At 70.2% G+C, this 24,369-nt stretch carries 17 protein-coding genes and 1 pseudogene; 9 read left to right on the top strand and 9 right to left on the bottom strand.

Annotated elements, in window-relative coordinates:
• Positions 1-25 precede the first annotated feature (25 nt).
• The 3 genes from pstS to KOI35_RS06545 form a co-directional block, all read right to left on the bottom strand.
• Positions 26-1,123: a phosphate ABC transporter substrate-binding protein PstS gene (gene pstS / locus KOI35_RS06535; protein WP_215785129.1), complete on the bottom strand. Its 1,098-nt coding sequence runs from the start codon at positions 1,121-1,123 to the stop codon at positions 26-28.
• A gap of 269 nt (positions 1,124-1,392) precedes the next feature.
• Positions 1,393-2,265, bottom strand: a complete 873-nt coding sequence (mshD, locus tag KOI35_RS06540) for a mycothiol synthase (RefSeq protein WP_215785130.1) — start codon at positions 2,263-2,265, stop codon at positions 1,393-1,395.
• A 10-nt stretch (positions 2,266-2,275) separates the two neighbouring features.
• Positions 2,276-3,046, bottom strand: coding sequence for a winged helix-turn-helix transcriptional regulator (locus KOI35_RS06545; protein WP_215785131.1), 771 nt, complete (start codon positions 3,044-3,046; stop codon positions 2,276-2,278).
• A 274-nt stretch (positions 3,047-3,320) separates the two neighbouring features.
• Here KOI35_RS06545 and KOI35_RS06550 point away from each other — a divergent pair, with 274 nt between their 5' ends.
• The 5 genes from KOI35_RS06550 to KOI35_RS06565 all read left to right on the top strand — a co-directional run bounded on the left by KOI35_RS06550 (position 3,321) and on the right by KOI35_RS06565 (position 6,726).
• A complete protein-coding gene (locus tag KOI35_RS06550) occupies positions 3,321-4,289 on the top strand; it encodes a hypothetical protein (RefSeq protein WP_215785520.1) in 969 nt (322 codons plus the stop codon).
• A gap of 73 nt (positions 4,290-4,362) precedes the next feature.
• The gene (locus KOI35_RS06555; protein ID WP_308120821.1) at positions 4,363-5,157 is read left to right on the top strand and encodes an LmeA family phospholipid-binding protein; all 795 of its coding nucleotides are present in this window, start codon (positions 4,363-4,365) and stop codon (positions 5,155-5,157) included.
• A 117-nt stretch (positions 5,158-5,274) separates the two neighbouring features.
• Complete coding sequence (locus KOI35_RS49230) at positions 5,275-5,352, top strand: Ms5788A family Cys-rich leader peptide (RefSeq protein ID WP_369076848.1); 78 nt, start codon at positions 5,275-5,277, stop codon at positions 5,350-5,352.
• Between the two features lie 190 nt (positions 5,353-5,542).
• Positions 5,543-6,391, top strand: coding sequence for a sulfurtransferase (locus KOI35_RS06560; RefSeq protein ID WP_215785132.1), 849 nt, complete (start codon positions 5,543-5,545; stop codon positions 6,389-6,391).
• Positions 6,392-6,396: 5 nt separating this feature from the next.
• On the top strand, positions 6,397-6,726 hold the full coding sequence (locus KOI35_RS06565; RefSeq protein WP_215785133.1) for a DUF1416 domain-containing protein: 330 nt from the start codon (positions 6,397-6,399) through the stop codon (positions 6,724-6,726).
• Positions 6,727-6,829: 103 nt separating this feature from the next.
• Here the strand turns inward: KOI35_RS06565 and KOI35_RS06570 are convergent, their stop codons facing one another.
• Entirely contained in the window at positions 6,830-8,083 is a 1,254-nt protein-coding gene (locus tag KOI35_RS06570) for an AI-2E family transporter (protein WP_308120822.1), read from the bottom strand.
• Between the two features lie 110 nt (positions 8,084-8,193).
• On the opposite strand from KOI35_RS06570, the gene KOI35_RS06575 reads away from it, so the two are divergent.
• Positions 8,194-8,490 (top strand): GroES family chaperonin, encoded by a 297-nt coding sequence (locus KOI35_RS06575; RefSeq protein ID WP_215785523.1) that lies wholly within the window; start codon positions 8,194-8,196, stop codon positions 8,488-8,490.
• A gap of 56 nt (positions 8,491-8,546) precedes the next feature.
• Positions 8,547-10,358, top strand: a pseudogene (locus KOI35_RS06580) (PrsW family intramembrane metalloprotease); the annotation flags it as partial.
• A gap of 1,468 nt (positions 10,359-11,826) precedes the next feature.
• Here the strand turns inward: KOI35_RS06580 and KOI35_RS06585 are convergent.
• On the bottom strand, positions 11,827-13,023 hold the full coding sequence (locus KOI35_RS06585; protein ID WP_215785134.1) for an FUSC family protein: 1,197 nt from the start codon (positions 13,021-13,023) through the stop codon (positions 11,827-11,829).
• 233 nt (positions 13,024-13,256) lie between these two features.
• On the opposite strand from KOI35_RS06585, the gene KOI35_RS06590 reads away from it, so the two are divergent.
• Entirely contained in the window at positions 13,257-13,889 is a 633-nt protein-coding gene (locus KOI35_RS06590) for an HD domain-containing protein (RefSeq protein ID WP_215785135.1), read from the top strand.
• On the opposite strand, the gene KOI35_RS06595 is transcribed toward KOI35_RS06590, so the two are convergent.
• Both KOI35_RS06595 and KOI35_RS06600 read right to left on the bottom strand, forming a co-directional pair.
• The gene (locus tag KOI35_RS06595) at positions 13,886-14,149 is read right to left on the bottom strand and encodes a DUF4031 domain-containing protein (RefSeq protein WP_215785136.1); all 264 of its coding nucleotides are present in this window, start codon (positions 14,147-14,149) and stop codon (positions 13,886-13,888) included. The genes KOI35_RS06590 and KOI35_RS06595 overlap by 4 nt on opposite strands.
• Positions 14,146-15,945 carry a glycerol-3-phosphate dehydrogenase/oxidase gene (locus KOI35_RS06600; protein ID WP_215785137.1) on the bottom strand — a complete coding sequence of 600 codons (1,800 nt, stop codon included), beginning with the start codon at positions 15,943-15,945 and terminating at the stop codon, positions 14,146-14,148. The genes KOI35_RS06595 and KOI35_RS06600 overlap by 4 nt, the downstream gene beginning before the upstream one ends.
• Before the next feature lie 137 nt (positions 15,946-16,082).
• Between KOI35_RS06600 and KOI35_RS06605 the strand changes: the two genes are divergently transcribed.
• A complete protein-coding gene (locus KOI35_RS06605; protein ID WP_215785138.1) occupies positions 16,083-21,443 on the top strand; it encodes an Ig-like domain-containing protein in 5,361 nt (1,786 codons plus the stop codon).
• Positions 21,444-21,516: 73 nt separating this feature from the next.
• On the opposite strand, the gene groL is transcribed toward KOI35_RS06605, so the two are convergent.
• The gene (gene groL, locus KOI35_RS06610) at positions 21,517-23,139 is read right to left on the bottom strand and encodes a chaperonin GroEL (RefSeq protein WP_215785139.1); all 1,623 of its coding nucleotides are present in this window, start codon (positions 23,137-23,139) and stop codon (positions 21,517-21,519) included.
• Positions 23,140-23,404: 265 nt separating this feature from the next.
• On the bottom strand, positions 23,405-24,307 hold the full coding sequence (locus KOI35_RS06615; protein WP_215785140.1) for a hypothetical protein: 903 nt from the start codon (positions 24,305-24,307) through the stop codon (positions 23,405-23,407).
• Between the last annotated feature and the right edge of the window lie 62 nt (positions 24,308-24,369).

Consider the following 24,369-nt stretch of genomic DNA (forward strand, 5'->3'; position numbering starts at 1 on the left):
GTCTCGGAGGGATGTGTCAGTCAGATCAGGAGATCGAGGCGACCGCGGTCTCGACCTTGCTGCGGATGGTCTCCGGCAGCGGGGCGTAGCCCAGGTCGCCCAGCGCCGTCTGACCACCGGTGCTGGAGGTGTAGGAGAAGAAGGCCTTCAGCGAGGCGGCCTTCGACGAGCCCTTCGAGCAGACGATCTCGTAGGTCACCAGGACGATCGGGTAGGCACCCGCGGTCGTGGCGGCGTAGTCGATGCTGAGCTTCAGGTCGTTGCCGGTGCCCTCGATCTTGGCGCCCTCGATGCCCTTACCGGCGCTCTCGCCGGTCAGCTCGGTGTACTCACCGGCACCGTTCTTGATCTTGGCCTTCGACAGGTCGCTGTTCTCGGCGTACGAGAGCTCGACGTAGGAGATGGCGCCCGGGGTGCCCTTGACGGCGGTCGCGATGCCGTCCGACTTGGCGGCACCGGTGCCACCCTTGGCCTTCCAGGCCTTGGCGTTGCCGTAGGTCCAGTCGGCCTCGGCGGTCTTGCTCAGGTACTTGGTGAAGTTGTCAGTCGTGCCCGACTCGTCCGAGCGGTGCACAGCGGTGATGGCGGTGTCGGGGAGCTTGGCGCCGGTGTTCTGCGCCGCGATCGCCGGGTCGTTCCACTTGGTGATCTTGCTGTCGAAGATCTTCGCCAGGGTGGGGGCGTCCAGCTGGAGGCCGTCGACGCCGTCCAGGTTGTAGACGACCGAGATCGGGCCGACGACCATCGGGAGGTTGAGGGCGGTGCCACCGGCGCACTTGGCGTCGGCCTGCGGCTGCTCCTCCTCCTTCAGGGCCGAGTCGGAACCCGCGAAGTCGGCGGTGCCCGCGATGAACGCCTGGATGCCGGCGCCCGAGGCGGTGCCCTGGTAGTCGACCTTGGCGTCAGCGCACTGGGCCTGGTACGTCTTGATCCACTCGTCCATGGCGTTCTTCTGAGCCGACGAGCCCTGAGCCGTCAGGCTGCCGGCGACACAGTTGCTAGCCGCGGCGGAGTTGCCGGCGTCGCCCGAGGGCGACTCGTTGTCCGAGCCACACGCGGTCAGCGCGAGCGTCGCAGTCAAAGCAATGCCGGCTGCCAGAAAACCGGACCGCTGGAGCTTCACAATATTCCCTTCGGTGGTGTGCACGCCGGCATCGCACCGGCACCACCGAAGCTAAGAGTGAGAGGTAGCCGGTTTCCCCGGGCCAAATGAACGCGCGGTGAACACGTCGACGCCCCCATGTGGCCTTCCCCTGAGGGCGAGTTGTCCGTTGCGTGAACTGAGTGACTAGAGACCGACATGTCGGACTTATGGGGGCGGTAGTTACCGCCCTGAGACATGCCCTTGTCCGGGTTGTTACTGGTGGGACGAGCCCCCCGTGACGGGCGCCACTACGGCCGAAGGTAGTTGATATCGGTCTTGTAGATCACAAAACCAAGCCGCTGGTAGAGGGCCACGGCGGCGGCGTTCGACTCGTCGACGTAGAGGTTCGAGACGGTCAGTCCGAGCCCGGCCAGGTGACGCAGACCGGCCACGCTGAGCGCGGCGCCCAGACCCTTGCGGTGACCGGCCGGGTCGACGCCCAGCACGTAGATCTCGCCGATCGCCGGGTCGTCGCCGGCGGCCGGGTGCACCTTGGTCCAGTGGAAGCCCAGGACGGTGTCGGCGATGTCGACCGCCAGCAGGAAGCCGGCCGGGTCGAACCACGGCTCGGCCTCGCGCGCGAGCAGGTCGTCGAGCGTCCAGCGGCCCTGCTCGGGGTGGTGGGCGAAGGCCCGCGAGTTGACCGCGAGCCAGGCGTCCTCGTCGGCCCCGGGGCGGAAGCTGCGCAGGGTCACGCCCTCGGGCAGCGCGATGTCGGGCAGGGGCTCGGTCAGCGAGCGGCGCATCTGCCACAGGACGCGTACGCGCGCGAAGCCGTTCTTTTCCGCGAAGGCCCGCGCGCCCGGGTCGTCACCGTGCGCCCAGATCCGCAACTCCCCCGGGCCGAGCTCGGTCAGCAGCGCGGTGCCGATGCCCCGGCGACGGTGCGCCGGGTGAACGACCAGCTCGCCCTCGGAGAACGCGTAGCCGGCCAGAACTTCGTCGTCGGTGTAGGCCAGAAAATGCCGGTGCGCGGCAGGGGAACCCCCACCGCGCACTCGCAGCACTACATCTTCAGATAGCGGGTAGACCCCGTCGGACTCCTCGGCGGCACCGGCCAAGGCCAGCACATCCGCGGCCTGAGCCGCACTCAACCGGTCAATGGAGTGGACGGAAGTCATGCCCCCGACATTAGACCGGAAGTGAGACGTGCTCGTTGTCGGGCAGCTGGCGCCCGTTCGGCGGAACCACGAACTTGTAGCCCACCTGGCGCACCGTGCCGATCATCGACTCGTATTCCGAGCCGAGCTTGGCGCGCAGGCGACGCACGTGGACGTCGACCGTGCGGGTGCCACCGAAGTAGTCGTAGCCCCAGACCTCGCGCAGCAGCTGGTCGCGGGTGAAGACCCGGCCCGGGTGCTGGGCGAGGAACTTCAGCAGCTCGAACTCCTTGTAGGTGAGGTCGAGCGGGCGGCCCTTGAGCTTCGCCGCGTAGGTGTCGGGGTCGATGTTGAGCTCACCGGCCCGCACCGAACCACCGGCGCCGGCGGTCGCGTTGTTGATGCGACCGGCGCTCAGCCGCAGACGCGCCTCGACCTCGGCCGGACCGGCGCTGGCCAGGATGACGTCGTCGACACCCCAGTCGGCGTTCAGAGCGATCAGGCCCGCCTCGGTCACCACCGCCATGAGCGGGACGCCGATGCCGGTCGCGTGCAGCATGCGGCACGTGGCGCGGGCCTCGGAGAGCTCGGAGCGGGCGTCCACCAGCACGGCGTCGGGGCTCGGCCCGGACACCAGCGTGCGGACATCGCGAGGGGCAGTGCGTACGGAGTGGGGAAGCAGATCCAGCGCGGGCAGCACGGCGGAAGGCTCGCCGGCACGTGCCGTCACCAACAGAAGGATTTCCACACTCACCTCCGTCCTTGCGGCTCTTGGCCGCTCGGGTGACTCGATGGCGTTCATAATCATTCCGCCATCGGCGGACAGGTCCCGGCGTCACCGACGGGTGGGCTGGGCTTACCTTAACCGATGCATCGCTCGGAAAGACTCGATCGTTTGGTCGAGTGATGCAGTGAACGCCGCTACGACGCCTAAATGGCGGTTTAGTAACAAGGCTTTAACAAACGGCGGGGATTCAAAGGTTGTTCAGCGCCGAGGATGACCCCACCAGCGCGCTGAATGGCCTTTGTTGGGCGGAGGGCGCGTCTCTGGCACGATCGCAGGCGTGTTTCCCTCCATGCCGCAGGACGACCCCTGGGACGCCGACGCCTCGCGTGAGATCGCGCGGCCCGGCGGCAAGCGGCCGCCGACCGTCCCCGACGATCGCGCGACCGGCCCCGAGGAGACGCCGGACGAGGAGGAATTCGAGGAGATCGAGGTCGTCCCGGTACGCCGGGAGCTGTCCCTGGCCATCGCCGGGTTCGCCGGTCTGCTGGCCGTCGGTCTCGCCCTGGGCGCCCTGACCTCGGCCCCCGACTCCCGGATGCCGTACGCGATCGTGCTCTTCGGGGTGCAACTGCTCTATCTGCTGGCCTGGGTGATGGCGCTCAACCCGCCCGCCGCCGGCGCCACCGCGGGCGTGTGCGTGGCCGTCGCGCTGGTGGCCGACTATCTCGCCGTCTCGAGTGCGCAGGCCGAGCTGATGCCGTTGGTCTACGTGACCGCGGGCGGGTTCGTGGCGGCGCTGATCGGTCAGGTGTTCCGGGCCGAGGACAGGGCCAGGCTGACCGACTCGTGGCGCACCACCCTGGCGATCGTGGCCGGCGTGGTGGCGTACGCGATCCCGATCGTGCTCACCCGCCAGGAGAACGGCACCCAGACCCTGATCGTGTGCGCCGCCGCGGCCGGTGTCGCGCTCGTCGTGGCCCGTGCCACCGACGCCGCCTTCCCCAAGCCGCGGATCGCCGCCCAGGTGCCGCGGGGCGTGGCCGGGGTCGTGCTCGGCGCGATGCTCGGCACGCTGGCCGGGGCCGCCCTGGGCAGTTTCCTGGTGCTGCCGTTCACCCCGGCCAAAGGCGCGGTCGTCGGCCTGATCGCCGTCGTGGTGGCCCACCTGGTCGACCTCGCGGTCAACTTCGGGCAGGCGGGCCGGCAACTGGCCGGGGACGCGCCGACGTTCTGGGTGGCCCGGCACATGCAGGGACCGCTGGGCGCGTTCGCCCTCGTCGCCCCGGCCGCGTACGCGCTGAGCCACTGGTTCCTCTGAGCGCGGTTTCAGGGAGTCCTCGCCCCGGGCATGTACGGTTCTCGGCACCTTTCGTGATGTCAGGAGGACCGCGGTGAGCGGCGAGGTCTACGGCACGGCACGTCCCCGCAAGAAGCGGCGGGGGCGGCGACTGCTGATCACGTTCATCGTGTTCCTGGTGCTGATCCTGGGCCTGCTGGTGGCGCTGGACCGGTTCGCGGCCGGCTACGCCGAGCGCACCATCGGCGACCGGGTCTCGCAGCAGATCGCCGATCAGAACGCGACCAGCGAGAAACCCGACGTCACGATCGAGGGCGTGCCGTTCCTGACCCAGGTGCTCGACGGCAACTATCAGGAGATCCGGATCCAGGTCGGCGACCTCACCGGCCCGGCCGGCAACAACAAGACGGTCCGGGTGGCCGGTCTCGACGTGCGCGCCCACGACGTGGCGGCGCCGCTCGACACCATCCGCAACGGCACCGGCGACATCGTGGCCAAGACGGTCACCGGCACCGGCGTGATCGACTACCCGCAGCTGGCCGAGCTGATCGGCCAGCCCGGCCTGAAGCTGTCGGAGAAGGACGGCAAGCTCATCGGCAGCGCGCCGATCCAGGCGCTGGGCCAGACCTTCAACGTCTCGGGCGCGGCCACCGTCGCCGTGCAGAACGGCACGGTGCAGGTCCGGTTCTCCGACGTCACCGCCGACGGACTGCCCGACGTGCCGCTGATCCGGTCGCTGCTGGCCTCGTACGTGCAAAAGATCTCGGTCGACCTGCGCGTCCCCGAACTGCCGCTCAAGCTGGCCGTGCAGAAGGTGGAGCCGCAGCCCGACGGCCTGCGGTTCACCGCCGGGGCGGACAACGTGTCACTCAATGCGGGCGGCCTGTGACGGCGGCCATCCCGTCCAACCACCCCGACCACCGCCCCTAAAGATGACTAAAGACTCAATCCCGGATCGTGGTCGAGCCTGTTACCAGTACGTGAACCGCTGGTAGGGTCCCATCTCATGAGCCCGTTGCTCACCAAGAGGCGTGCGGTCGACCTGTGCCGCACGGCCACCTGCCTGTGTCGCCCCGTCATCTGACGGGGTCACCTGTGCTGGGCGCCTTCTAGCGCGCTCCTCCCCCTCCGGCAGTGCAGCCGGGTTCGTGGCTCCGTCGCACGACAGCTCGAGATCCGTTTTCCATCTCCACTGGGTCCCGCGCGCGGTGCGACTGGCAAATCTCCGTGCGCTGACTCACCCCCATCTCTCACCTTGATCAGGGAGTGAACCGATGAGTCGCGACACCGCACTCGTCTCGGCCGACTGGGCCGAGCAGAACCTCAACACCCCGGGCCTGGTCTTCGTCGAGGTCGACGAGGACACCACCGCCTACGACGGCGGCCACATCCCGGGCGCCATCAAGCTGGACTGGAAGAAGGACCTCCAGGACCCGGTCCGCCGTGACTTCGTCAACCAGGAGCAGTTCGCCGCCCTCCTCTCCGAGCGCGGCATCTCCAACGACGACACGGTGATCCTCTACGGCGGCAACAACAACTGGTTCGCCGCGTACGCGTACTGGTACTTCAAGCTGTACGGCCACGAGCAGGTCAAGCTGATCGACGGCGGCCGCAAGAAGTGGGAGCTCGACGCGCGTCCGTACTCGAAGGACGTGCCGGTCCGGGCCGGGACCTCGTACGTGGCGCAGGCCCCCGACCTGTCGATCCGCGCCTTCCGGGACGAGGTCGTCGAGGCCATCGGCGTCAAGAACCTGGTCGACGTCCGCAGCCCCGACGAGTTCGCGGGTCGCCTGCTCGCCCCGGCCCACCTGCCGCAGGAGCAGTCGCAGCGGGCCGGCCACATCCCGACCGCGATCAGCGTGCCGTGGAGCAAGTCGGCCAACGAGGACGGCACCTTCAAGTCCGACGAGGAACTCGCCAAGATCTACGGCGAGGCCGGTCTGGACGGCAGCAAGGACACCATCGCCTACTGCCGGATCGGCGAGCGCTCCTCGCACACCTGGTTCGTTCTGCGTGAGCTCCTGGGCCACGAGAACGTCAAGAACTATGACGGCTCCTGGACCGAGTACGGCTCGCTCATCGGCGTGCCGATCGCGCTCGGCGACGAGCCCGGGAAGGCGTGATCACCATGACGTCACCGAACATCGCGGCCGGATGCGCCGCGCCCGACCAGTCGGCCCCGATGCCGGCCAGCGTCGACCTGACCACCGAGACCGTGCTCACCGGCATCGTCTCGACCGCCGAGGGTGAGCCGGTCGGCGGCGCCTACGTGCGTCTGCTCGACTCGTCCGGCGAGTTCACGGCCGAGGTCGTGTCGTCGCCCGAGGGCGTGTTCCGCTTCTTCGCGGCGCCGGGCTCGTGGACGCTGCGCGCGCTGAGCCGCAGTGGCAACGGCGAGGCCGTCGTGGACGCCACCGTCGGCGTCAACGAGATCGGGCTCGCGGTCGCCCCGGCCTGACCGGTCCACTTTTCAAGATCAAGAGCGAGTTCCCTCCGTACGCGGGAACTCGCTCTTTTTCTTTTGGTGTTTCTCCGCTGTTCCCGGTCGACTTTTGCCGTCGTCAGCTGCTCCCGGTCGTCACGACAACCGCGGTCGGCGGGACCTCGGGGCGACGGCGGGTCAGGCGGCGGATGCCGGTGTTGAGGACGGCGATCAGCGGCACCGCGACCAGCGCGCCGATGATGCCGGCCAGCACCACTCCGGACGCGATACCGATGATCACCGCGAGCGGGTGGATGGCGACCGCCCGGCCCATGATCAGCGGCTGCAGCAGGTGACCCTCGATCTGCTGGACCAGGATCACCGCGCCCAGCACGATCAACGCGTAGACCCAGCCCTGATCGACCAGCGCGACCAGCACGGCCACCGCACCCGACACGCTGGCGCCGACGATCGGGATGAACGCGCCCAGGAAGACCAGCGCGGCCAGCGGGAACGGGAACGGGATGTCCAGGATGACCAGGGCAATGCCGATGCCGACGGCGTCGATGAACGCGACCAGCACGGTAGCCCGCACATAGGACCCGAGCGTGACCCACGAGGCGTCGCCGGCGTCGGCGATCGACCAGCGGGCGTTGACCGGGAAGAGGCGTACGACGAAACGCCAGATCGACCGACCGTCACGCAGGAAGAAGAAGGTCGAGAAGAGCACCAGCAACATGCCGGTCAGCACCTCGAAGACCGTGGCCGCGGTAGCTATGCCGGTGGAGGTCAGCGACGCGCTGTGCGTGTTGATCCATTCCTGCGCGTTGTCGATGGCCTGGTTGACCTGGTCGTCGGAGAGGTGCAGGGGGCCGGTCTTGGCCCACTCCTGAATCTGCCGGACACCCGCGGTCGCATTTTGCGTCAACTGGGGCAGGCCGTCGAGGAACTGGCTGATCACCAGCGTGAACGTGCCCGCCACGGCGGCCAGCCCGCAGATCAGCACCAGGAACGTGGCCAGCGAGGGCGGCAGCCGCAGCCGCCGCAGCCAGCCCACGGCCGGGGCCAGCAGGGCCGAGAGCAGCAGGGCGATCGCCAGCGGGATGACGACGACGCTGATGATGCCGATGAACCGGAGCAGCACCCAGCCGACCAGGCCGACCACGATGAGGCGCCAGCCCCAGGCCGCGGCGATCCGCAGCGAGTGCGGCACCTCGGCGTCGTCGCGGCTGTTGGTCGAGTGGTGTACGTCGTCAGGCACCGGGGGCGGCGGGGCGAACTCGACCTCGTTGTCCGGTTCCGGCGCCGGTTCCTCGCGCGCCATCCGCACCGAATCGCGGCCCGTTTCATAGGCGCGCTTGAGATTCTCCCGGACTCGCTGCAACCGGCTCACGGCATACAACCTAGTCTCCGGCCGCTCCCGCACGGTGGCCGCCACGTCGGGCGGCGTACCGTCTGGGCGTGAGCACCGACACCCGGACCGAGAGCGGACTGCCGATCCGCATGCTGCACGACCGTGTGCTGGTGCGGCAGGACGGGAGCGAGGGCGAGCGCCGCTCGACGGCGGGCATCGTGATTCCGGCGACGGCGTCGATGGGCCGCCGGCTGTCCTGGGCGACGGCGGTCGGCGTCGGGCCCAACGTGCGTTCGATCGTCGTGGGCGACCGCGTCCTTTTCGACCCCGACGACCGGTCCGAGGTCGAGTTGCACGGCAAGGGCTACGTGCTGCTGCGCGAGCGTGACGTGCATGCCGTCGCGGCCAGCCGGGTCGAACCGGACGGCACCGGCCTCTATCTTTGACCTGTTGATGATCCTCCGGGACGGCCTGTCCTCGTTCGGGTGACTACTCTGGCTGCATGGCCGACGTTTCGCCCGACGCTGACTCCACCGCGCACGCCGGCCCGGTCTCGTCTCCCGCTGCTTTGTCCGGGCCTCCGCCTACGCCCGTCGGGCCGGTCCCGGCCGGGGTGGTCGTGCCCGAGGCCGGACATTTCGATCCGCTCGCCCCGCTGTCGCCCGGGTCGCTGCCGGTCGCGCGCGCCCGCAAGACGGGTTGGCGGCGCTGGCTGCCCATCGCCGGGGTGGTCGCGTTCCTGCTGGCCGGCGCCATCGGCATGCTGCTGTTCCTCGGCGTCAACATGGGTGGCACCAGCCTCGCCATCGGCCTGACCGCGGCCATCGTCCCGGTCCCGCTGCTGGTCGCCAGCTTCCTGTGGCTCGACCGCTACGAGCCCGAGCCGATCAAATACCTGGCCTTCAGCTTCGCCTGGGGCGCCGCGATCGCCACCGCGGTCGCGCTGGCCGTCAACACCGGTTCGGCCCTGCTCTTCGAAAAGCTCGGCCTGCCCGACGCGCTGGTCGCGGTGCTGGTCGCCCCGTTCATCGAAGAGCTGATGAAGGCGGCCGGCCCGATCCTGCTCTTCTGGCGGCGCCGCGCCGAATGGTCCGGCATCACCGACGGCATCGTCTATCTGGGCATGTCGGCGCTCGGCTTCGCCATGGTGGAAAACGTGCTCTACCTGGGCGAACACGGCTACGCGGCGGGCGTCGAGCAATACGGCCCGGCGACCGGCCTGCAAAACCTCTTCGCCATCTTCATCGTGCGAATCCTCTTCACCGGCTTCGCCCACCCGCTGTTCTCGGCCATGACCGGCATCGGCCTGGGCATCGCGGCCCGCTCCGGCGACCGCCGGGTCCGCTGGCTGGCCCCGATCGCCGGCCTGCTGCTGGCGATGATCCTGCACGGCACGTTCAACCTGCTGCCGACGCTCTCGGTCAACCTTTCCCAACCCCTGATCATGCTGTACGGCTATCTCGGCTTCATGGTCCCGTTCTTCTTCGCCGTCGTCGGCTTCGCGATCGCGCTGCGCAGCTGGGAAGGCCGGCTGACCGAGCGGGTGCTGCCGTTCTATGTGCGTACGGGCTGGTTCTCACCCCCCGAAGTAGCCGCCCTGGGCAGCCTGGGCCGGCGCTATTCGGCCCGCCAGTGGGCCCGGCGGGTGGCCGGGCAGTCCGGTCAGAAGGCGATGCGAAGCTTCCAGTTCGCCTCGACCCAGCTGGCCCTGCTCCGCGACGGCATGAACCGCGGCCTCGACCGCAAACCGGCCGACATCGAACACGCCGCCGCCGAGGAACAGCGCCTGCTCGCCGAGATCCTCGAGCACCGGGCCGCCTTCACCGGCCGCGATCCGCAGGCGCCGCAGGCCTTCTGGGACGGCGACAACTACCAGATAGCCTTCCCCGACGGCGTGACCCGCACGGTCCCACCACCGAGCGAGCCGGTGGTGCCGCTGCCGATCCGGGTGCCCGCTTACGCCGGCGCGCCTGCTCCTTACGGCTACGCGCCACAGCCCGGCCAGTGGCCCGGCGCACAGCAGCCCGCATACGGTTACACCGCTCAGCCCGGCTACAGCGGCGCTCAGCCTGGTTACGGCGGCGCCCAGCCCGGCTACAGCGGCGCTCAGCCTGGTTATGGCGGCGCTCAGATGGGTTACGGGGGCGCCCAGCCCGGCTACAGTCCGCAGCCCGGTTACGGCGGCGCTCAGTCTGGCTACACCGCTCAGCCTGGCTACACCGCTCAGCCCGGGTACGCCCAGCCTGGTTACAGCACGGTGCCTGGGTATGGCCAGCCTGGTTACCACGCTCAGCCTGGCTACGGCCTGCCCGGTTACGGCGGCGCTCAGCCTGGCTATGACCAGTCTGGGTATGGCAGCCAGCCTGCTCAAACTCCCCAGCCGGGCAGCAACGCTCAGCCCGGCTACGGCGGCACCCATCCCAGCGACGGAGCCCAGCCGCCCGCACCCCAATCCGGCTACGGCCCCCAGCCCGGCCATGGCAATGCCCAGCCCGGCTACGGCAATGCCCAGCCCAGCTCCGGCGCTCAGCCCGGCTACGGCAGTCCCCAGCCCAGCTCCGGCGCTCAGCCCGGCTACGGCAGTCCCCAGCCCAGCTACGACCCCCAACTCGGCTACGGCAGTGCCCAGCCTGGTCACAGCACCCACTCCGGGTACGGCCAGCCTGGCTACAGCCCCCAGCCTGGTTACAGCCAGCCTGGTTACGGCGGCCAGCCTGGTTACGGCGGCCAGCCAGGCTATGGCCAGCCGGGGTATGGCAGCCAACCTGCTCAAACTCCCCAGCCGGGCAACAACGCTCAGCCCGGCCACAGCGGCACCCATCCCAGCGACGGAGCCCAGCCGCCCGCACCCCAATCCGGCCAGGGGTGGCAGCCAAGCCAGAGCACCGATCCCGGCTACGGCACACAGTCGCCCGCGATCCAACCGAACCCCAACACGGAGCCGGGCCACAGCTCGCAGCCGACCACGCCCCAGCCCAGCCAAAGCGCACAGCCCAGCCAAGACACACAGTCGCACGCGCCTCAGCCCGGCCAAGGCACGCAGCTCAGCCCGAACGCAACCCAGCCCGACGAAGGCACGCAGCCCGGTTACAGCTATCAGCCGGGTTACAGCTATCAGCCCGCCTACAGCTACCAGGACGGCTACAGCTACCAGCCGGGCTCAACCCACGCTGACCAGGGCGCACAGCATGACCAAAGCGCTCAGCCCAGCGACGGCGCCCAGCCGGCCCACGACAGCCAGCCGACCATCGGCGCCCAGCCCGACTACACCTACCCAGCCAGCACCGGCCAGCCGCCGACCTCCGGTTTCCCGACTCCGCCGCCCTTCGCGCCGTCGCCCGCCGATCCCGCTGCGACGCCCCCGGACCAGGACGGACGTTCCACCAGCGAGAACCCGCCGCAGCAGTAGCCACGCACACTCACCCTCACGACCGGTTCGGTCCGAGCCGTGTCACCACATGCCCACAGCCAACCCAAGCCCCACGAACGGTCCAGCCCTGGGCCGGCCCAGCACGCCATCGGCCCAGCGCACGGTCGGCCCAGCCCACGACCAGGCCAGCCCACCATCGGCCCAGCCCACGGCCAGCCCAGCACGCCATCGGCCCAGCGGACGGTCGGCCCAGCTCACGACCAGGCCACCATCGGTCCAGCCCACAGTCAGCCCGCCATCGGCCCAGCCCACAGTCAGCGCAGCCCACCATCAGCCCAGCCAGCGGTCAGGCGAGACCATGGTCGGAGCAGCCCCCGGGGTGGCCGGTTCGGACCTGGGCGCGGCGAGGTGGTCAGCTGTGGGAGCCTTCGGGACGGTTGAGTCCTGTGCGGGAGGCTGGTTTGCGTCGGCCGGAGCGTGAGCGCCCGTGCCAGCCGACCGCGCGGCGCACCAGGCGCGGCGCCTCGGCATGTTCCACCCCGCTGGCGCGCAGCAGGTCGGTTGCCGTGGTTCGTACTTGCGCCACGATCACCCCGCCGGAGAAACCGACCCCTTCCTCGTACGCCTTCCCGCACTCCGCCGCCGCCCGCAAAGCTCGCTCCCGGGCGGCTTCCGGCTCCACGCCGCGCGCCCACTCCTGGCGCAGCAGGTCGACTGCGTCCCCGAGCAACCCCACCGACACCGGCAGCACATCGGGGATCGTCTCGTCGTCGCCCAGCGCCGTGTCCGCTCGGCGGCTCATCACCCGGCAGTTCCGCAGCGCGTACGTGATGTGGCTGGCCCCGTCGACGTAGAGCGCCAGCGCCCCGCGGTTTCGCCAGCGCGCCGGTGCGAAGGCCACGTTTTCGCGCGCGGCGGTGACCGCAGCCGAGAACGCGGCGAAGTCTGCCTCGGCCTCCCGCAGGTGGGCCAGCGCGTCCTGGATCGTCTCCCGGTCCCGTTCGGCCATGCCGATCCCGACCTGGTGCAGTCCGTCGGCCAGCGCACGCAGGGCCGGGTCGGCCGCCCGGCGCACCACGTTCAGCGGGTTGAGCGGCAGCAACAGTGTCATCACGGCCAGCCCGACCCCGCCGCCGACCAGCGCGTCGAAGAACCTCGTCCAGGGCAGCCCGGTTGTCGACGTCAGCGTCGCGACCAGCACGGCCGACGACGCCGACTGCACCACCAGTGGCGTGCCCCCGCCGACCGCGGTCGCCACCAGTACGGCCAGCAGCACGATCAACCCGATCTGCCACGGTCCGCTGCCGATGAGCAGGATGAGCGCGTCGCCGATCCCGATGCCGATGGCGACGCCCAGAACCAGTTCGGCCGTACGGCGTACTCGCTGCCCGACCGACGACGCCAACGTGATCACGGCCGCGATCGGGGCGAAGAACGGACTGGGCCGTCCGATCACGTCGTGCGCCACGAACCACGCGATTCCGGCCGCCACCCCCGCCTGCACGGCCAGCGCCAGCCCGTACCTCGTCCGCCGCAACCCCTCCCCGAGCCCGCCGAGCGCCCGCTCCACGTTCCGCGCGATCCACCCCGGCGGCCCTGCCTCACTCATGCCCAAACCCTAGGCCCAGCGATGACACGGAACCCGAAACGAGACAACGCCCACGCGACGCAAAGAGACAACGCCCGCCCGAAGCGAACGACCCGACGCCCGCATGGAGCAAACGAGGCAACGCCCGCAATGGGCAAACAGAGCAAACTACGCGACGACCACGCGGCGCAACCCGGAAAGAACGACGCGACGCCCGTACGAAGGCCTCAGCCAACCGGTGTCAGGATTGCCGCGTGGAGAATCTTGTTGAGGGGTTTCGGGATGCGGCCCGCCAAGCCGGCGCAACAGTCGGCGACGACGACCTGGTAGCAGCGGCCGGCTACCTCCTGCAACGCTGGTCCGAACCCCAGCGGCAATATCACACCGTTTCGCACCTGCAGGCCGTTCTGGACGTAGTCGACCAGTTCGGGCAGCTGGCTCCGCATCCCGAGCGGGTTCGCCTGGCCGCCTGGATGCACGACGCCGTCTATGACCCGCGCGCGCTCGGCGACGCCAACGAGCGGGACAGCGCCGAGTTCGCCGAGGGCCTGCTCAGCACGCTCGGCGTCCCCGATGGCAATGCCCGCGAGGTGGCCCGCCTGGTCAGCCTGACCGCCGGGCACGCCACCGAGGAGGACGACCCGGACGGCGAGCTGCTCTGCGACGCCGATCTGGCCGTGCTGGCGGGCGACGACGACGCGTACGGGAAATACACCGCCGCCATCCGCCGCGAGTATGCGCACGTCCCGGAGGCCGATTTCCGGGCCGGCCGCGCCCAGGTGCTCAAGGCCCTGCTCGAGCTGCCCTCGATCTACCGTCTCGAGCCGCTGCGCGAGCAGTGGGAGGAGCGAGCGCGGCGCAACATAGCCAAGGAGCTGGAGGGCTAGGAAAACAGGTGCTTGGGCCGCCGCAACCCGGCGGCCCGCAACCGGGACGCCAGCTCCCGCGACGACACCAGCTCGGCACCGAGCCAGAGCGCACTCCGGAACCGGAACGCCGGAATGTCGTAATGGTCCCGGTCGAAGGCCCGCCGGGGCGCGCCCAGCATCTCGGCGAACACGTGCAGTTCCTCGTACGACAAATCGCTGACCAGGTGTGACCAGAGCCGTCCGCGCCCCGGCCACACCGGTTCGTCGACGAGGATCAAAGGTCGATCTGCATCAGGTCGATCCCGCGGTCGGCCGCGAACCCCCGGACGTCGGGCGAACCGACCCGGGCCGCGTCGGCCGCCGCGTCGTCCGGCATCGTCTGGGACTGCCGTTCCGCGGCCACCCGGGCCAGGTAGTGCTCGACCTCGCGCTCGCGGACCACCTTGTCCCAGCCGAGCGCGTTGCCCATCACTTCGGCCGCGTGGGCGGCCGATTCGGTGCCGCGGTGGGCCGTCTCGATCGAGATGCGGGTGCGGCGGGTGAGCACGTCGTCGAGGTGCAGTGCGCCCTCGGCCAGGGCGGCGTAGGCCACCTCGGCCGCCAGGTATTCGGGGGCGCCGGCCAGCGGGACGGCCAGGTCGGGATCCGCCTTGATCATCGCGAGCAGGTGGACGGCCAGCGTGCCGTAGCGCTCGAGCAGGTGCTCGATCACGCCCGCGGTGACGCCGTGGCGGCGGGCCGTGTCTTGCCGGTCGCGCCAGGCGGCGTTGTAGCCGTCGGCACCCAGCAGCGGCAGCTGGTCGGTGCGGGACTCCGGAAGGGGGCCACCGAGCCGGGCCACCGCCCGGTCGATGACGTCGGAGGCCATCACCCGGTAGGTCGTGTATTTGCCGCCGGCCACCAGCAGCAGGCCCAGCATCGGCTCGACCACCGCGTGCTCGCGGGAGAGCTTGGACGTCGAGTCGGCCTCGCCGGACAGCAACGGCCGCAACCCGGCGTAGACGCCCTCGATGTCGTCGGTCGTCAGCGGCCGGTCGAGCACCGTGTTGACCTGGTCGAGCAGGTATCGGATGTCACGGGCGGAGGCGGCGGGGTGGGAGCGGTCGAGCTTCCAGTCGGTGTCGGTGGTGCCGATGATCCAGTGGCCGCCCCACGGGATGACGAAGAGCACCGAGGTGGGCGTGCGCAGGATGAGCCCGGCCTCGCCGGTGATGGCCGAGCGCGGCACCACCAGGTGAACGCCCTTGGAGGCGCGGACCCGGAAACCCGGACGTACGCCCACATCGCGCAGCATCTGCGACATGTCGTCGCTCCACACGCCGGTGGCGGCCACGACCGTACGGGCGCGCACCTCGAACTCGGGTGAGTCGGGTGACTCGAGGTCGCGGACGCGCACCCCGACCACCTCGCGGGCCTCGCGGACGAAACCCACCACGCGGGCGCTGGTCACCACGGCCGCGCCGAGGCTGGCCGCCGTGCGGGCGAGCGTCACCACCAGCCGGGCGTCGTCGACCTGGCCGTCGTAGTAGCGGATCGCCCCGGCCAGGGTGTCGGCCCGCAGGCTCGGGAACAGGTGGCGGGCGCCGTCGCGGCTCAGGTGCTTGTGCAGCGGCATGCCCCGGCCGGTGCCGAAGACACCCGCGAAGACGTCGTACGCCGCCACGCCGAGCCCGTAGTAGGCCCGCCGGCCGACCCGGGCGGCCGGATTGCCGGTGGGCAGCGGCACCAGGATCGGCACCGGCCGCACGAGGTGGGGCGCCAGCCGGGTGGAGAGCAGGCCCCGCTCGGTCAGCGCCTCGTGCACCAGGTGCAACTCGAGCTGTTCCAGATAGCGCAGGCCACCGTGGATCAGCTTGCTGGAGCGGCTGGACGTGCCGGCCGCGAGGTCACGGGCCTCGACCAGGGCGACCTTGAGGCCACGGGAGGCGGCGTCGAGGGCGGCGCCGGCGCCGGTGACCCCGCCGCCGATGACGAGGACGTCGAACTGTTCGTCACGCAGACGCCGGATGTCGGAGACCCGGCGGATCGGGGAGAGACGACCGGCCGCGTAACGGGAGACGGAGGGTTCGCGCACGCGTCCCACGTTAGCGCCCGCAAGCGCTCCCGAACCCGTTGCTGTGTGCAACCGAACCGCACCCGACGGTCCCTAGCGTCAATCCTTGGCCCGGATCACTGGAGTTCGGGTGCCGCCTCGAGACGACGGGGATCTTGATGCTTCGAGCCGTTCTGCGGTCCAAGGGCTACCGAACGCTGGTTCTGGCGGTGGTGGCCGCCGTCGCCATGACGGTGACGATCACGATCCTCGGGAATCGGGCCGACGCGGCCATCACCACCGCGTTCAGCTCCCGTTTCCAGGCGAACGTCAACGGCTCGATCCTGCTGCGCGGTAACACCAACATGGTGTGCCCGCCGGCGGCGACCGGCTGCACCGACGGTCAGAACGGCCTGGCCACCGGCTCCGGGCTGGCCACGCTGAACAACAACAACTACGTCATGCAGTACGCGGACGCCGATGGTGACGCCGGCACGTTCAACGACAGCACGGCGACCATCACGCTGCCCGCCAACAGCAAGGTCCTGTTCGCGGGCCTCTACTGGAGCGCCGACACCTCCGCCGGCACGAGCGGCGCCGCGGCTCTCAACGCCGGGAACAAGGGCAACGTCCGTTTCCGTACGCCGTCAGCCTCGTCCTGGAACGCAGTGACCGCCTCGACGGTGTTCACCAACGGCACGAACTCGGCCTACCAGGGCTTCGCCGACGTCACCTCGCTCGTCTCGGGCGCGGGCAGCGGCGTCTACAGCGTGGCCGACATCCAGGCCGGTACCGGCAAGGACCGGTACGCCGGCTGGGCGCTCGCGATCGCGTACCAGAACGCGAGCGAGGCCATGCACAGCCTGCGCATCTTCGACGGCTTCGGCGTGGTCAGCAGCAGCGACACCAGCGTCAAGATCCCGGTCAGCGGCTTCCAGACCCCGCAGAGCGGCACCGTGCACGCCAGCGTCGGCACCGTCGTCTACGAGGGTGACCTGGGCCTGACCGGCGACAACCTGATGCTCGACAACCAGAAGATGTCGGACGCCGCGAACCCCGAGGACAACTTCTTCAACAGCACCGTGAGCGAGGCCGGCGCCAACATCACCAGCGGCCGCTCGCCCGGCAACAAGAACCTGATGGGCGTCGACGTCGACCAGTTCGACGCGACCGGCAAGCTCGGCAACAACGTGCAGAACGCCGAGCTGACCCTGACCACCGGCGGCGAGACCTTCTACCCGGGCGTGGTCACCTTCACCACCGACCTGTTCGCCCCGGACGTGCAGTCCACCGTGACCGGCGCCGACCTCGACGGTGGCGACCTGCTGCCCGGCGACACGATCGAGTACACGATCGTGGTGAAGAACGACGGCACCGACACCGCGCTCAACACCGTGATCAGCAACGCGATCCCGACGCACACCACCTACGTGCCCGGTTCGCTCACCGTGGCCGGTGCCCCGCGGACCGACGCCTCCGGTGACGACAACGCCCAGTTCGGCAGCGGCACCGCGACCTGGAACGTCGGGACGCTGGCCCACAACGACACCACCACCCTCACCTTCCGGGTCAAGGTCGACAACGACACCCCGGCCGGCTACTCGATCGTCAACCTGGCCAACAGCTCCTACACGGCCCAGTTCACCGGCATGGCCGTCAACGGCGTGCCCGCCGCCAGCACCATGACCGTGCAGCAGCCGCACGCCGACCTGTCGGCCGCGCTCACCGTCTCACCGACCGCCGTGCAGCGCGCCACCTCGCCGAACGGCCTCACCTACACCGTCAAGGTCACCAACAACGGCACCGACCTGGAGCCGGCCGCCACGGCCGAGCTGACCCTGCCCACCGGCGTCACCACCGGCCCGATCCCGTCGGGCTGCACGCTCGCGGGTTCGGTCGTCACCTGCTCGGCGGGCGCGCTGCTCAAGAACACCGCGGCCACCTTCACCATCCCGGCCTCGATCGCGTCGAATGCCGACCCGAGCGCGGTGGCGGTCCTCAAGGTCTCCGGCACCGGCGCCGACTCGGTCGTGCCCAACAACACCGCTTCGGCCGCCGTACGCGTCAACGCCGCCCCCACCGCGGTCGCTGACTCGGCCGGCACCACCAACGGCGTCCCGGTGACGATCGACGTCCGCGCCAACGACAGCGACCCGGACGACGCCCGCGCCGACCTCACCGTCACCCTCGGCACCCCGCCGACGCACGGCCAGGCCGTCGTCAACGCCGACAACACCATCACCTACACGCCCGACCTGGGCTGGACCGGCGCCGACTCGTTCGGCTACTTCGTCTCCGACGGCCGCGGCGGCAGTGACACCGCGACGGTCACCGTGACCACCGCGAACGCCGCCCCGGTGGCGGTCGACGACACCCGGGCCACCCCGGCCGGCACCCCGATCGACATCACCGTGCTCGGCAACGACTCCGACCCGAACAACAACCCGATCCACGTCGCCTCGATCACCCAGCCGGTTGCCGGCAAGGGCAGCGCGACGCTGAACGGCGACACCGTCACCTACACCCCGCCCGCGGGCTTCGCCGGCACCGCCACCTTCACCTACGTCGTCGAGGACAGCCTCGGCGCGCAGTCGACGGCCAACGTCACGGTCACCGTCGGCAACGCCAAGCCGGTCGCCGCGAACGACCAGGCCACCGTCGCCTACCGCGGCAACGTCACGATCGACGTGCTGAACAACGACACCGACGCCAACCACGACACCCTGACCATCAAGTCGGTCGGCACCCCCGACCACGGCACCGCGACCATCACGGCCGGCAAGATCGTCTACTCGGCGCCGGCCGGGTTCTCCGGTGACGCCACCTTCACGTACGTCGTCACCGACGGCACCGACGACGACACCGCGACCGTGACCGTGACCGTGGCCAACGCCGCGCCCACGGCGGCCGACCAGTCCGTCCACACGGCCACGAACACCGCCGTACGCATCGACGCGCTCCAGGGCGCCACCGACCCGAACGGCGACACCCTGACCGTCAGCGGGTTCACCAACCCAGCCAACGGCAGCCTGGCCCGTAACGCCGACGGCACCCTGACCTACACGCCCGCCACCGCCTACGCCGGCAACGACAGCTTCACCTTCACCGTCGACGACGGTCACGGCGGCACCGACACCAAGACGGTCAGCATCGTCGTCACCAACGGCGTCCCGACCGCCGGGCCCGACTCGGTCACCGTGCCCGCGGGCACCGTCGCCACGATCGACGTGCTGGCCAACGACACCGACCCGAACAACGACCCGCTGACCGTGACCATCGACCAGGCGCCGTCGCACGGCACCGCCACCGTCGGCGCGAACGGCAAGGTCACCTACACGCCGGCCGCCGGCTACGTCGGCAGCGACTCGTTCCACTACACCGTGGACGACGGCAAGGGCGGCACGGCGGGCGCGACCGTAACCATCGGCCTGGTCAACACGGCTCCGGTGGCCCGCGACGACGCGAGCACGACCGACACGGACACCGCCGTGACGATCACGCCGCTGGCCAACGACACCGACGAGAACGGCGACGCCCTGACCGTCACCGCCATCACCAACCCGGCCAAGGGCACCGCCGTCCTGGCCGCCGACGGCACGATCGCGTACACCCCGAACGCCGGCTTCTTCGGCACCGACACCTTCACCTACTCGATCCGCGACGCGCACGGGCTCACCGCCACGGCGATCATCACGGTCACCGTCCGCAACGCCGCGCCGATCGCGGTGGACGACCGGTTCGTCGTACGCCCCGGCGTGACCACGAAGCTGGACCTGCTCGCCAACGACCGCGACCCGAACACCGGCCAGGTGCTCAGCATCGCCACGCTCGGCACGCCGGCCAAGGGCACGGTCACGCTCAACGCCGACGGCACGGTCAGCTACCGTCCGAACCCGCTCACCCAGGGCACCGACACGTTCGACTACGTGCTGACCGACGACCTCGGCCTGACCGACACCGGCACGGTCACCATCGTGATCGACGCGCTGCCGGTGGCCGGCGCCGACACCGCCACCACCCCGGGCGGCCAGCCCGTGGACATCGCGGTGCTGACCAACGACACCGACCCCGAGGGCGGCGTGCTGACGCTGGTCTCGGCCGGCACCCCGGCTCACGGCACCACCAGCGTCGTCGGCAACAAGGTCCGCTACACGCCGGCCACCGGCTTCAGCGGCACCGACACGTTCACCTACGTGGTGCGCGACGCGGCCGGCAACGACGTGACCGGCACGGTGACCGTCACCGTGGCCAACTCGGCCCCGGTCGCCGCCGACGACTCGGCCGCGGTGCTCGCGGGCAAGAGCGTCGACGTGAACGTGCTGGCCAACGACACCGACCCCAACACCGGCCAGACGCTGACGGTGACCGCGGTCGGCACCCCGGCCCACGGCACGGCCACCATCGTCAACGGCAAGGTCCGCTACACGGCGGCCGCCGACTACGCCGGCACCGACACCTTCACCTACACGATCAGCGACGGGAACGGCGGCACCGCCCAGGCGACGGTCACCGTGACGGTCAGCTCGGGCGCGGCGGTCGCCGTGGCCGACGAGCGGACCACGCCGTACCAGCAGCCGATCACCGTGGCCGTGCTCGGCAACGACCTGGACCCCGACGGCACCCTGACCCTGAGCAGCGTGACCACGCCCGACCACGGCACCGCGGTGATCGAGGGCAACAAGGTCAAGTTCACGCCGCCGGCCGGCTTCACCGGTGTCGCCACGTTCAGCTACACCGCTGTGGACGGCGACGGCAACCACACCACCGCGACCGTCACCATCACCGTGGGCGCCCCGCCCGTGGTGCCGGACAAGTCGCTGACCGCCAAGCCGGGTGTCGGCGTGAAGATCACGCTGCCGACGGTCGACCAGCACGGCGTGCCGGTGACGGTGAAGTCGATCGGTCAGCCCAAGCACGGCACGGCCAAGCTGAACGCCGACGGCACGGTCACCTACGTGGCGGCCAAGGGCTTCAGCGGCACCGACAGCTTCACCTACCAGGCGGTCGACGAGGCCGGCAACGTGGCCGAGGGCACCATCACGATCAAGGTGGCCGGCGTGAACACCAAGCCGGTCGCGGTCAACGACAACGTCTCGGTCGACGCCGGCGACTCGGTGGTCATCACGCCGCTGAAGAACGACAAGGACGCCAACGGTGACAAGCTGACCGTGGTCAAGATCGGCAAGCCGAAGCACGGCACGGCGATCCTCAACCCGGACGGCACGGTCACCTACGCGCCCAACCAGAGCTACGCCGGCGGGGTGGACTCGTTCACCTACACGGTCAGCGACGGTCACGGCGGCACCGCCACCGCGATCATCACGGTCACCGTGAAGGCGGCGGCGACCGACGTCGGGGCGGGCAACGGCAAGCTGGCCAAGACCGGCGCCGACATCATCTCGGTCGTGGTCGCGGGCGGCATCGCCGTCCTGATCGGCGGGTTCCTGCTGATGGCGGGCGGCGACCGGGTCCGGCTGGCCGGCGCGGCCCTGGGCCTGCACGGTCCGGGCCGGCACCGCCCGGGACGCCACCGCGGCTGACCCCGACATGAGGGCATGAAGAAGGGCGGGTCGCCAGGCGACCCGCCCTTCTTCTGTGTAGCTGGGACTGGACTCAGAAGTCCATGTCACCGCCGCCCGGGGCACCGGCCGGAGCCGGGGTCTTCTCGGGCTTGTCGGCCACGACGGCCTCGGTGGTGAGGAACAGCGCGGCGATCGACGCGGCGTTCTGCAGCGCCGAGCGGGTGACCTTGGCCGGGTCGATGATGCCCGCGGCCAGCAGGTCGACGTACTCGCCGGTCGCGGCGTTGAGGCCGTGACCCGCTTCGAGGTTGCGCACCTTCTCGACCACGACGCCACCCTCGAGGCCGGCGTTCACGGCGATCTGACGCAGCGGGGCGTCGAGCGCGACCTTGACGATGTTGGCGCCAGTGGCCTCGTCGCCGACCAGGTCGAGCTTGTCGAACGCGGTCTTGCCGGCCTGCACCAGGGCGACGCCACCACCGGGCACGATGCCCTCTTCGACGGCCGCCTTCGCGTTGCGAACGGCGTCCTCGATGCGGTGCTTGCGCTCCTTGAGCTCGACCTCGGTGGCCGCGCCGACCTTGATGACCGCAACGCCGCCGGCCAGCTTGGCCAGGCGCTCCTGCAGCTTCTCGCGGTCGTAGTCGGAGTCCGACTTCTCGATCTCGGCGCGGATCTGGTTGACCCGGCCCTGGATCTGCTCGGCGTTGCCCGCGCCGTCGACGACGGTGGTCTCGTCCTTGGTGATGACGATCTTGCGGGCCTGGCCCAGCAGGCTCAGGTCGGCGTTCTCCAGCTTGAGGCCGACCTCTTCGCTGATGACCGCGCCACCGGTGAGGATGGCGATGTCCTCGAGCATGGCCTTGCGACGGTCACCGAAGCCGGGGGCCTTGACGGCAACCGACTTGAAGGTGCCGCGGACCTTGTTGACGACCAGGGTGGCCAGGGCCTCGCCCTCGACGTCCTCGGCGATGATGACGAGCGGCTTGCCGCCCTGCATGACCTTCTCGAGGACCGGGAGCAGGTCCTTGACCGCGGAGATCTTGCTGTTCGCGATCAGGATGTAGGGGTCGTCGAAGACGGCCTCCATGCGCTCGGCGTCGGTCATGAAGTAGGCCGACACGAAGCCCTTGTCGAAGCGCATGCCCTCGGTGAGCTCGAGCTCGAGGCCGAAGGTGTTGCTCTCCTCGACGGTGATGACGCCTTCCTTGCCGACCTTGTCCATGGCCTCGGCGATGATCTCGCCGACCGTGGAGTCACCGGCGGAGATGGAGGCGGTCGAAGCGATCTGCTCCTTGGTCTCCACGTCCTTCGAGAGCTGCTGCAGGCCCTCGGAGACGCTCGCCACGGCGGCCTCGATGCCCCGCTTGAGGGCCATCGGGTTGGCGCCGGCGGCGACGTTGCGCAGGCCCTCACGGACCAGCGCCTGGGCCAGGACGGTCGCCGTCGTCGTGCCGTCACCGGCAACGTCGTCGGTCTTCTTGGCGACCTCCTTGACCAGCTCGGCGCCGATCTTCTCGAAGGTGTCCTCGAGCTCGATCTCCTTGGCGATCGACACACCATCGTTGGTGATGGTGGGAGCGCCCCACTTCTTCTCGAGCACGACGTTGCGGCCCTTGGGGCCGAGCGTCACCTTGACGGCGTCGGCGAGCTGGTTCATGCCCCGCTCGAGGCCGCGACGAGCTTCCTCGTCAAATGCGATGATCTTGGCCATACGGCTGTGTCCTCCTGGACATTCGAGGTGCTGGGCCGCGTGGCCCCGCCCCCGCACGTGTGCGGAACTCTGCGGACGTCACCACCTGGCGTCGTGACGTCCTCAGGCCGAGCCGGATAGCCCGCGACGACCGGTCCCGTGCCCCGGCGCCGATGGCGGCACCGCGACCGAGACCCCACCGTCCCGACCTGCTTGGCACTCAGCAGTCGCGAGTGCCAATGACTTGTTTAGCACTCTGGGGGTGCGAGTGCAAGAAAACCTGGTTTCACTCCTCGGGGGCGTTCAGCTCGGCGAACAGCGAGCGGCTGGTCACCGGCTCGGCCGCCCGGCGGGCCTGGGCGTAGGTCACCAACGCGGCGATCGCCCACAGCTGAACCAGCACGACTCCGGCCGCCGTGGCGGCGAACCCGCCGAGGTATGCGTCGGCGACCCGCGGGACCACCGTGACGGCGGCCGCGGCGACGATCAGCCCGGCCGGCCGCGACTGGGCCAGCAGGTGGGTGGCGCGCCGGGGGCCACGCCCACGCTCGATCAGCGCCACGCAGCCGAGCAGGCCGGTGAAGGTGAGCACGGCGGTCGAGACGATCGAGAACAGGACCGTGATCGGGCCGGCCCGTTCCTCGGTCGCCAGCAGCGACATGCCCCCGGTGACCAGGCCGAACGCGGCGAACCACAACCACAGCGCGCGCAGCCGCTCGGCCACCAGCCGCCAGACCCGCCGCGGCCGCGGCCGGACGCCCTCGGCGGCCCACGGGATCAGGACGCCCACGGCACCGGCCAGGCACAGCACCGGCGGCAGCGCGGACACCGCGAGATAGGCCAGCCACATGGCCGGGAGCAGCAGCAGACCGAAGCCGCCGACGAGGTCGGCCAGCGCGGGCGCGGCCACGATAGTGTCGTCGACCCGGCCCACGAAGAAGTGCATGGGCAGCGCGGCCAGCACCATCACCGGCAGCAGGGCGACCCCGTGCCGCGAGCTGAGCCGCCCGAACCGCCGGGCCCAGACCGCATGCCCGGGACCGGCCACCAGCGGGTCGTCGATCGGCGGCGGAGCTGGGAAGACATGGTGGCGGCTGAGGTCGGCGGTGCGCCCGTCGGGGTCGACCGGGTCGGCGGCGGCCACCACCGGTTCCTCGACCATGAAGAGGGGTGCCTCGCCGGGGTCCACCGGGACACCTTGCCCCAGCACCGGGCTCGCCCGCCACCCCGTCCGATTCCCGGCAACCGGCT

The sequence above is a fragment of the Paractinoplanes bogorensis genome, from assembly GCF_018829635.1.
Classification (GTDB): Bacteria; Actinomycetota; Actinomycetes; order Mycobacteriales; family Micromonosporaceae; genus Actinoplanes; species Actinoplanes bogorensis.

Coding starts and splice junctions, on each gene's coding strand:
- KOI35_RS06560 (WP_215785132.1), top strand. CDS start 5,543: ATGAGTCGCGACACCGCACTCGTCTCGGCCGACTGGGCCGAGCAGAAC.
- KOI35_RS49230 (WP_369076848.1), top strand. CDS start 5,275: ATGAGCCCGTTGCTCACCAAGAGGCGTGCGGTCGACCTGTGCCGCACG.
- KOI35_RS06545 (WP_215785131.1), bottom strand. CDS start 3,046: ATGAACGCCATCGAGTCACCCGAGCGGCCAAGAGCCGCAAGGACGGAG.
- KOI35_RS06550 (WP_215785520.1), top strand. CDS start 3,321: ATGCCGCAGGACGACCCCTGGGACGCCGACGCCTCGCGTGAGATCGCG.
- groL (WP_215785139.1), bottom strand. CDS start 23,139: ATGGCCAAGATCATCGCATTTGACGAGGAAGCTCGTCGCGGCCTCGAG.
- KOI35_RS06565 (WP_215785133.1), top strand. CDS start 6,397: ATGACGTCACCGAACATCGCGGCCGGATGCGCCGCGCCCGACCAGTCG.
- KOI35_RS06605 (WP_215785138.1), top strand. CDS start 16,083: ATGCTTCGAGCCGTTCTGCGGTCCAAGGGCTACCGAACGCTGGTTCTG.
- mshD (WP_215785130.1), bottom strand. CDS start 2,265: ATGACTTCCGTCCACTCCATTGACCGGTTGAGTGCGGCTCAGGCCGCG.
- KOI35_RS06575 (WP_215785523.1), top strand. CDS start 8,194: ATGCTGCACGACCGTGTGCTGGTGCGGCAGGACGGGAGCGAGGGCGAG.
- KOI35_RS06585 (WP_215785134.1), bottom strand. CDS start 13,023: ATGAGTGAGGCAGGGCCGCCGGGGTGGATCGCGCGGAACGTGGAGCGG.